Annotated in this window: 8 protein-coding genes; 2 read left to right on the top strand and 6 right to left on the bottom strand. The window is 70.8% G+C overall.

The features are described from left to right. A partial coding sequence (locus WBA97_RS21755) for a tetratricopeptide repeat protein (RefSeq protein ID WP_424232728.1) occupies window positions 1-1,544 on the top strand: 1,544 nt, incomplete at its 5' end. Between the two features lie 147 nt (window positions 1,545-1,691). On the opposite strand, the gene WBA97_RS21750 is transcribed toward WBA97_RS21755, so the two are convergent. The 6 genes from WBA97_RS21750 to WBA97_RS21725 form a co-directional block, all read right to left on the bottom strand. Then, on the bottom strand, window positions 1,692-2,213 hold the full coding sequence (locus WBA97_RS21750) for a M23 family metallopeptidase (protein ID WP_424232727.1): 522 nt from the start codon (window positions 2,211-2,213) through the stop codon (window positions 1,692-1,694). A 298-nt stretch (window positions 2,214-2,511) separates the two neighbouring features. Further along, window positions 2,512-3,657: an RNA polymerase sigma factor gene (locus WBA97_RS21745; protein WP_424232726.1), complete on the bottom strand. Its 1,146-nt coding sequence runs from the start codon at window positions 3,655-3,657 to the stop codon at window positions 2,512-2,514. 6 nt (window positions 3,658-3,663) lie between these two features. Beyond that, window positions 3,664-4,071, bottom strand: coding sequence for a YciI family protein (locus WBA97_RS21740; protein ID WP_424232729.1), 408 nt, complete (start codon window positions 4,069-4,071; stop codon window positions 3,664-3,666). 108 nt (window positions 4,072-4,179) lie between these two features. Then, window positions 4,180-4,671 carry a pyridoxamine 5'-phosphate oxidase family protein gene (locus tag WBA97_RS21735; RefSeq protein WP_424232725.1) on the bottom strand — a complete coding sequence of 164 codons (492 nt, stop codon included), beginning with the start codon at window positions 4,669-4,671 and terminating at the stop codon, window positions 4,180-4,182. 84 nt (window positions 4,672-4,755) lie between these two features. Beyond that, the gene (locus WBA97_RS21730; protein WP_424232724.1) at window positions 4,756-5,211 is read right to left on the bottom strand and encodes a DUF4396 domain-containing protein; all 456 of its coding nucleotides are present in this window, start codon (window positions 5,209-5,211) and stop codon (window positions 4,756-4,758) included. Window positions 5,212-5,258: 47 nt separating this feature from the next. Continuing rightward, the gene (locus WBA97_RS21725) at window positions 5,259-6,182 is read right to left on the bottom strand and encodes a MaoC family dehydratase (protein ID WP_424232723.1); all 924 of its coding nucleotides are present in this window, start codon (window positions 6,180-6,182) and stop codon (window positions 5,259-5,261) included. 64 nt (window positions 6,183-6,246) lie between these two features. Here WBA97_RS21725 and WBA97_RS21720 point away from each other — a divergent pair, with 64 nt between their 5' ends. After that, on the top strand, window positions 6,247-7,395 hold the full coding sequence (locus tag WBA97_RS21720; RefSeq protein WP_424232722.1) for an acyl-CoA dehydrogenase family protein: 1,149 nt from the start codon (window positions 6,247-6,249) through the stop codon (window positions 7,393-7,395). The last annotated feature ends 124 nt before the right edge of the window (window positions 7,396-7,519 follow it).

The following is a 7,519-nucleotide window of genomic DNA, read 5'->3' as shown; positions in this document are numbered from 1 at the left end:
AGCTGGACGTGCTGCCCGACGCCGAGGCCGCGCGGCTGCTCGACGGCATCGTCGGTGCCGCCCGCACCCGCGCGGAACCGGACAGCGCGGCGGACATCCTGCGGTTCTGCGGTCACCTGCCGCTCGCGATCCGGGTCGCGGGCACCCGCCTCGCGCACCGGCGCGGGTGGACACTGCGCACGCTCGCCGACCGGTTGCGCGACGAGCGCCGCCGCCTCGACGAGCTGGCCGTCGGCGACCTCGCGGTCCGCGCGAGCGTCGGCCTCACCTACGCCTCCCTGCCACCCGGCGCGGCGCGTGCGTTCCGGTTGCTCGGGCTGCTCGGGCCGGTGCGCTGGCCGGGCTGGGTGGTCGGCGCGCTGCTGGACCAGGATTCCGCCGACCACGTGCTGGACCTGCTGGTGGACAACCACCTCGTCGAGCTGGTGGGTTCCGACGTCACCGGCGCGCCCCGGTACCGCCTGCACGACCTGCTGCGCTGCTACGCCGCCGAACTGTCCGAAAGGGACAGGACGGCAGTGGTGGCTGTGCTGGACGGGTACCTCGCGCGGGCGTCCTCGGCCGCGGCCGCGATGCCGTACTTCGGCGTGCTCCCGGAGGAGAAGGCGCCACCCATGGCGGATCCGGCCGCGTGGTTCGACGCCGAGCGGCACGCGTGCGTCGCGATGGTGTCGCTCGCCGAGGCGTGGGGCGCCGACGACCTCGCGTGGCGGCTCGCGGTGACGCTCGCACCGCACTTCGACCTGCGCGGAAACCAGGACGACTGGCAGCGCACGCACACGATCGCGCTCGCGGCGGCCCGCCGCGCGGGGGACCGGCGCGGCGAGGCGATCGTGCAGCGCAACCTGGGGCAGGTCGCGCTGTACCGCGACGCGTACGACGATGCCCGGTCCGCGTTCACCGCGGCGCACGAGCTGTTCGCGCAGGTCGGCGACGCCCAGGGCGCCGCGGTCGCCCTGGCAGGGCTTGGCACGGTACTGCGGGTGCTCGGCGAGCACGAGCAGGCGCTGGACCACTGCCACGCCGCGCTCGAGTTGTTCGCGCGGGCAGGCGACCGGCACGGCGAGGCGGTGGCCCGGCTCGCGGCGGGTTCGGTGTGGCTCGCGCTTGGCTGCCTCGCGGCGGCGGGCCGCTGGTTCACCGACGCGTACGAACTGTGCGCCACCATCGGTGACCGGCACCGCGAGGCCCACGCGCTGAAACGGATCGCCGCACTGCACCGGCAACGCGGCGACCTGGCGGCCGCCCGCGAACACCTCGCGCGCTCGCTGGCGATCTTCCGCGAGCTCGACGACGAACACTGCGTCGGCTACACCAACCAGAGCCTCGGTGAGCTGTGCCTCGCCGGTGGCGACCTGGCGGACGCGGACCGCCTGCTGGCGATCGCGCTCCACCTGCACCACCGCAACGGCGACCGCCGGTCCGAGGCGGACGTCGCGGAGCTGCTCGCCCGCCTGCACGAGACCAAGGGCGACCGGGCGGCGGCGCGGCGACACGCGGACCGCGCCCAGGCGATCCGCGTGTCACTCACCGGCCCGCGCTAGGGCCTGTCCAATGGATCTTTGCGCGAGGGTCTGGACCTGACCAACAGTGACCTCAGGGGAACGTGACGGCACCCAGCCACCAACCACCTCGATGTCCGGCGCCTGCGCTGGGTCGAAACCAACACTTTTAAATTCCGGGGAGGCGGACTAGCAACCGGTCGAGCTGGTGATGCTGGTGTTGCCGTAGTACGCGACGTGCACACCGTTCAGCACTACCCGCTGCACGACACCGTTGAGGCGCTGCTCGTAGTGCAGGTGCGGGCCGGTCGAACCGCCGGTGCTGCCGACCTTGCCGATGATCGTGCCGGTGTTGACGCTCTGCCCGACCGACACGTTGAACGAGTTGAGGTGGGCGTACAGGGTCTTCCAGCCGCCGGAGTGCCGCACGATGAGGTACTTGCCGTAGCTGTCGTTGCCCAGGTCCGCCCTGGTCTCGACGACACCACCCGCGCTGGAGCGCACGTTCTTGCCGAGCGCGCCACTGCGCTGGAAGTCCACGGACAGCTGTGGGTTGTGGTTGGTGCGGGTGTTGGCGTTCCACACTTGACCGCAGTCGAACGGGGTACGCAGGTTGACCGCCTGGACATCGACGTCCGCGCCGGCCGGGGCGGCCAGCGTGAGCGTCGCCGCGGCGGCGGCGATGAACGCGCCGATCGTGCGGAGTGACATATGACCTCGCTTCGCGGAACTACAGGGAACTCCCAGCCCACCAGGGACACGTACAAGACCCGTACAAATCTCGCATCCTGCCCGCGCGCGATGTTCGCGGTCGGCCACCACGCGTACCATTCCGTGCGCGGAGAGTTCCCAGTCAGGAGGTCGGCATGCTGGTGGACGGATGTGGCTGCGGGTGCGGTGGTTGCGGTAGCAGCGACTGCTGCGGAGGCAAGTGCGGTTGCTGATTCGACCATGACCGTCGGGCTCCGGGAACCAGAAAAACCGGCCCGGAGCCCGGCGCTGGGATCGCTCAGCCACGCAGCCGGGCGTTGAGCCGTGCGGCCTGCCGGGTGAGGTGTTCACGTTCGGGGAGGCTGAACGCCAATCGGGCGGCCTCGGCGTAGAGCCGCGCCGCGGTCACCAGGTCACCGTCACGTTCGTGCAGGTACGCCGCGACGGCGGTGTGGCGGGGCAGGGCGGGGTCGAGCTCCGCCAGCGCGGCCAGGCCGGCCCGGGGGCCGTCGGCCTCGCCGACCGCGACCGCCCGGTTGAGGCGGGCCACCGGGTTGTCGGTGAGACGCACCAGTTCGTCGTACCACTCGACGATCTGCACCCAGTCGGTCTCCTCGGCGGTCTGGGCGTCGGCATGGAGCGCGGCGATGGCGGCCTGTGCCTGGAACTCCCCCAGCCGGTCGCGGGCGAGCGCGGCCTGGAGCACGTCGACGCCCTCGGCGATCAGGCGGGTGTTCCACCGGCCGCGGTCCTGCTCGCCGAGGGGCACGAGTCTGCCGCCGGGGCCGGTCCGTGCCGCGCGCCGGGCGTGGTGCAGCAACATGAGCGCGAGCAGGCCCGCGACCTCCTCGTGCTTGGACCTGACCGCCAGCTGGCGAGTGAGCCGGATCGCCTCGGCGGCGAGGTCGACGTCGCCGGAGTAGCCCTCGTTGAACACCAGGTAGAGCACGCGCAGCACCGTGGCGACGTCACCGGGCTGGTCGAACCGGACACCCGAGACCGTCCGCTTGGCCCTGCTGATCCGCTGGGCCATGGTCGCCTCCGGCACGAGGTAGGCCCGCGCGATCTGACGCGTGGTCAGGCCGCCGACCGCGCGCAGCGTGAGCGCGACCGCCGAGGCCGGCGTGAGGGACGGGTGCGCGCACAGGAAGTACAGCTGGAGCGTGTCGTCCACCGCCGCACCCGGCTCCGGCACCGGCTCGTCCTCGACGCGTTCCTCGCGGTGCCGCCGGGAGTCCTCGGCGCGCGCGGCGTCGAGGAACTTGCGCCAGGCCACGGTGATCAGCCAGCCCTTGGGGTCCCGGGGCGGGTCGTCCGGCCACCTGCCGACGGCCTCGACCAGGGCTTCCTGCACGGCATCCTCGGCCGCCGCGAAGTCAGCTCCGCGACGGACGAGGATCCCGATCACAGTGGGGGTAAGGGTCCGCAGAAGGGCATCGTCCACCGAATGTCACTCCGTGATGGTCGGGTGAACGCCGTAGAACGGGCGCACCTCGAGCCACTCGTGGATCGGCTTCCCACCGGCGCCGGGCGCCGAGGACAGCTCGCCTGCCAATTCGAGCGCCCGCTCGTGGGTCTCGACGTCGATCACCATCCAGCCTGCGATCAGGTCCTTGGTCTCCGCGAACGGGCCGTCGGTGACCGGCGGCCGCCCCTCGCCGTCGTAGCGGACGAACGTGCCCGCCGGGGAGAGCGCCTGACTGTCGACGTACTCGCCGGTGGTTTCGAGCCGGGCGGCGAAGTCGTCCATGAACTGCACGTGGGCCGAAACCTCCTCCGGCGTCCACTGGTCCATCGGCACGTCGTTGACCGAGGCCGGTGCGCCGCGGTAGTGCTTGAGCAGCAGGTACTTGGCCATCATGTTCTCCTTGGTGCGGTACGGCCATGGTGGCCGTGTTCGATGCGGGGACGGAGCGGTGAGCGGGTTCTCGACATCCCGCCGGAAAGTTCTTCCTGCGAGTTTCGCTCAGGCACTCGCGGCCCGCCGCTGGATCAGTTCCTCGATCGCGCTCGGCAGCGTCGTCTCGAAGTCGATCAGCTTCGCCCACGTCGGGGTCACGACGATCCGGACCATGCCGTCGTAGAGCGAGCGCACCTCCGCCTCCCACTCGACCCGCTGCTCGGGCGTCATCTCGTAGCTGCCGTTCATCTGGACGTACTCGTCCGGGATGTCGTCGACGACGTCCAGCTCGGCACGGCCGCGGATGAGCAGGATCTTGGGCGGGTGCACCTCGGTGTCGATCGTCAGTGCCACCGCCGGGTTCTCGCGCAGGCTCGGCAGCTTCGGCGCGTTCTTCGTCGTGCACATGACGATCTCCGAGCCGTTCCAGGTGAACGCGATCGGGACGTTGCGAGGCGTGCCGTCCTTGGCGACGTAGGCCAGGCGGGTCAGGTCGCGGGCCAGGAGTTCCTGGCTGAGCGGCCGGTTCAGCACCTCGGCGAGCTCGCTCGGTCGCACGGTCATCCTCCACTGTTGTTCTGGCGGCCCGTCGTGGCCACTGTGCCCTGGGACGGAGCGGGCGCCACGTTCTCGACATCGGCATCAGTGGTGGTACTCGTGCACGACCGCGTGGCCCCGGCCGCGGCCGATCATCCACTTGTTCACCGGGACGGTGACCACGAACGCGACGGCCAGCGCGAACGCCAGCGACAACCAGAACAGCCACGACGCGAGCCCCGCGTCCAGGGCGCCGGGCACGACGACCAGCACCGCGTTGTCGACGAGTTCCATCACGAGGATCGACACCGTGTCCGCGGCCAGCGCGACCCGCACCGCGGCACGGAAGCTCACACCGGCCCGCAGCACGCCCCGCATCGTCAGCGCGTAGCCGAACACGAACGCGAGCAGGATCGAGATCACGATCGTCGGCGCGTTGGACCAGCCGAACGCCGTGCCGATGACCATGCCGAGCACCTCGCCGATGGCGCAGCCGGTCAGGCAGTGGAGCGTCGCGGACACCGCGGCCGACCAGGTGGCGCCATGCTGAGGTGCGGACATACGACCTGTATACCCCTAGGGGGTATTAGGCGCAAGTCCGGCCGCGATCACGCCATCACCACCGTGAACCGCCAATCCAGGACGCCCGCCACCACGGACCGCAGCGTCACCAGGTGCCCCGCCACCGCGAGCACCTCGACCTCGCTGGTCAGCGTGTCACCATCGTGCACGGGCCCGAGATGGTCGCAGCTCTCCCACGCCACGACCGTCACGATGTTCGGGATCGCCCGGCACACCTGTGCGAGCGCGACACCGATCGTGTGGCCGCCGTAAACCAGCCGGGGGTCACCCGTGTGGTGCGTGGTGGCGATGTTGACCGTCAGCCGCGCCAGCTCCGGGGCGTTCGACACGACGTCGCCGCCCGGCACCCGCCACCGCCGCCCGACGGCCATCGCGTCGGCGTGCTCCCCCGGCACGCGAGCGCGGAAGGCGGCGAGGTCCCAGTCCGGCACGGTCGGCTCGACGGCCGCACCGACCGTCGACAGGTCGTCGGCGTGCCCGGTCGGTACGGGCGACCGGGGCGGCAGCATCGCGCACCGCCAGAAGTCCAGCACCGGCCGGTCTTCCTGGTCGACGGTCGTGATCCGCAGCGCGGCGAGCCCGGTCGGCGCGCGCCCGGGTTTGCGGGAGTTCTCCCGCAGGCCGACGACCTCCGTCACCGTCCGCAGCGTGTCGCCGATGACCGGGAACCGGCGGAACGCTAGCCCCCGGTAGAACAGGTTCGCCAGCACCTGCCTCGTCACCACCGTCGACTGTCCGATCGCGACGTCCCACACGAGCGCGGGGTGCGCCAGCGGCGCCGACCCGGTGACCGCACGCGCCAGCACGTCGTCGAGCGGCAGCCGCAGCCGGTCGCCGAGCACGGCCTGGTGCACCGCGGCGTGCCCGCTGGTGAGCGTCACCGATGGCGCGCCGTCGAACCGGTCACCGACCGACAGCTCGTCGAACCACGGCCCGTCCACGACCTCCATCTGCCCTCCCAATAATCCGGCCAAAGTCACCGTAGGCTGCCTTGACACCGATCCAGGGGACACCATGCTGAGCGAAGAAGAACAGGCCATCGTCGACACCGTGCGCGAGTTCGTCGACCGCGAGGTGCGCCCGGTGGTGCGCGATTTGGAGCATGCGAACACCTACCCCGAGCGGCTGATCGAGCAGATGAAGGAGCTGGGCGTCTTCGGGCTCGCGATCCCGGCGCCGTACGGGGACGTCGCGGTGTCCATGCCGTGCTACGTGCAGGTCACCGAGCAGCTCGCGCGCGGCTGGATGAGCCTCGCGGGCGCGATGGGCGGCCACACGGTCGTCGCGAAGCTGATCACCAGGTTCGGCACGGAGGAACAGAAGCAGCGCTACCTGCCCCGCATGGCGACCGGCGAGGTGCGCGCGACCATGGCCCTCACCGAACCGGGCGGCGGCTCCGACCTGCAGGCGATGACCACGGTGGCGCGGCGCACCGGCGACGGTTACGTCGTCGACGGCACGAAGACGTGGATCACGAACTCCCGCCGCTCCGGTCTGATCGCGTTGCTGTGCAAGACCGATCCGCATGCGACCCCGAAGCACGCTGGCATGAGCATCCTGCTGGTGGAACACGGCGAGGGCCTCACGGTGTCCCGTGACCTGCCGAAGCTGGGCTACAAAGGCGTGGAGAGCTGCGAGTTGTCCTTCGTGGACCACCATGCACCCGCGTCGGCGTTGCTGGGCGGCGTGGAGGGCGCGGGTTTCGCCCAGATGATGACGGGCCTGGAGACGGGCCGCATCCAGGTGGCGTCGCGGGCGCTGGGCGTGGCGCGTGCGGCCCTCGACGACGCGCTGCGGTACGCGCAGGAACGGGAGGCGTTCGGCAAGCCGATCTGGCAGCACCAGTCGATCGGCAACTACCTCGCCGACATGGCGACGAAGTACACGGCGGCACGGCAGCTGGTGCTGCTGGCCGCCTCCCGCGTCGACGCGGGTGAACGCGCCGACATGGAAGCGGGCATGGCAAAGCTGTTCGCGTCGGAGACGGCGATGGAGATCGCACTCGACGCGGTCCGCATCCACGGCGGCTACGGCTACTCGACGGAGTTCGACGTGGAGCGCTACTTCCGCGACGCCCCGCTGATGATCGTGGGCGAGGGCACGAACGAGATCCAGCGCAACATCATCGCCGCACAACTGGTGAGCCGCGGCGTCCCAGACTGACAACAAGGAAACCCACGAGTCCACGGTCCAAACCCGCGAGTCCACCGTTCAGAACCCGCGAGTCCACCGTTCAGAACCCGCGAGTCCACCGTTCAGAACCCGCGAGTCCACCGTTCAGAACCCG

Source organism: Actinophytocola sp. (assembly GCF_049647105.1).
Taxonomy (GTDB): Bacteria; Actinomycetota; Actinomycetes; order Mycobacteriales; family Pseudonocardiaceae; genus Actinophytocola.
The sequence above is the reverse complement of the archived record's forward strand: the minus strand, read 5'-3'. Positions and strand labels throughout refer to the sequence as shown.

Excerpts from the sequence above, each read along its gene's own strand:
- WBA97_RS21740 (WP_424232729.1), bottom strand. The coding sequence starts at position 4,071 with ATGGCCAAGTACCTGCTGCTCAAGCACTACCGCGGCGCACCGGCCTCG.
- WBA97_RS21750 (WP_424232727.1), bottom strand. The coding sequence starts at position 2,213 with ATGTCACTCCGCACGATCGGCGCGTTCATCGCCGCCGCCGCGGCGACG.
- WBA97_RS21730 (WP_424232724.1), bottom strand. The coding sequence starts at position 5,211 with ATGTCCGCACCTCAGCATGGCGCCACCTGGTCGGCCGCGGTGTCCGCG.
- WBA97_RS21725 (WP_424232723.1), bottom strand. The coding sequence starts at position 6,182 with ATGGAGGTCGTGGACGGGCCGTGGTTCGACGAGCTGTCGGTCGGTGAC.
- WBA97_RS21720 (WP_424232722.1), top strand. The coding sequence starts at position 6,247 with ATGCTGAGCGAAGAAGAACAGGCCATCGTCGACACCGTGCGCGAGTTC.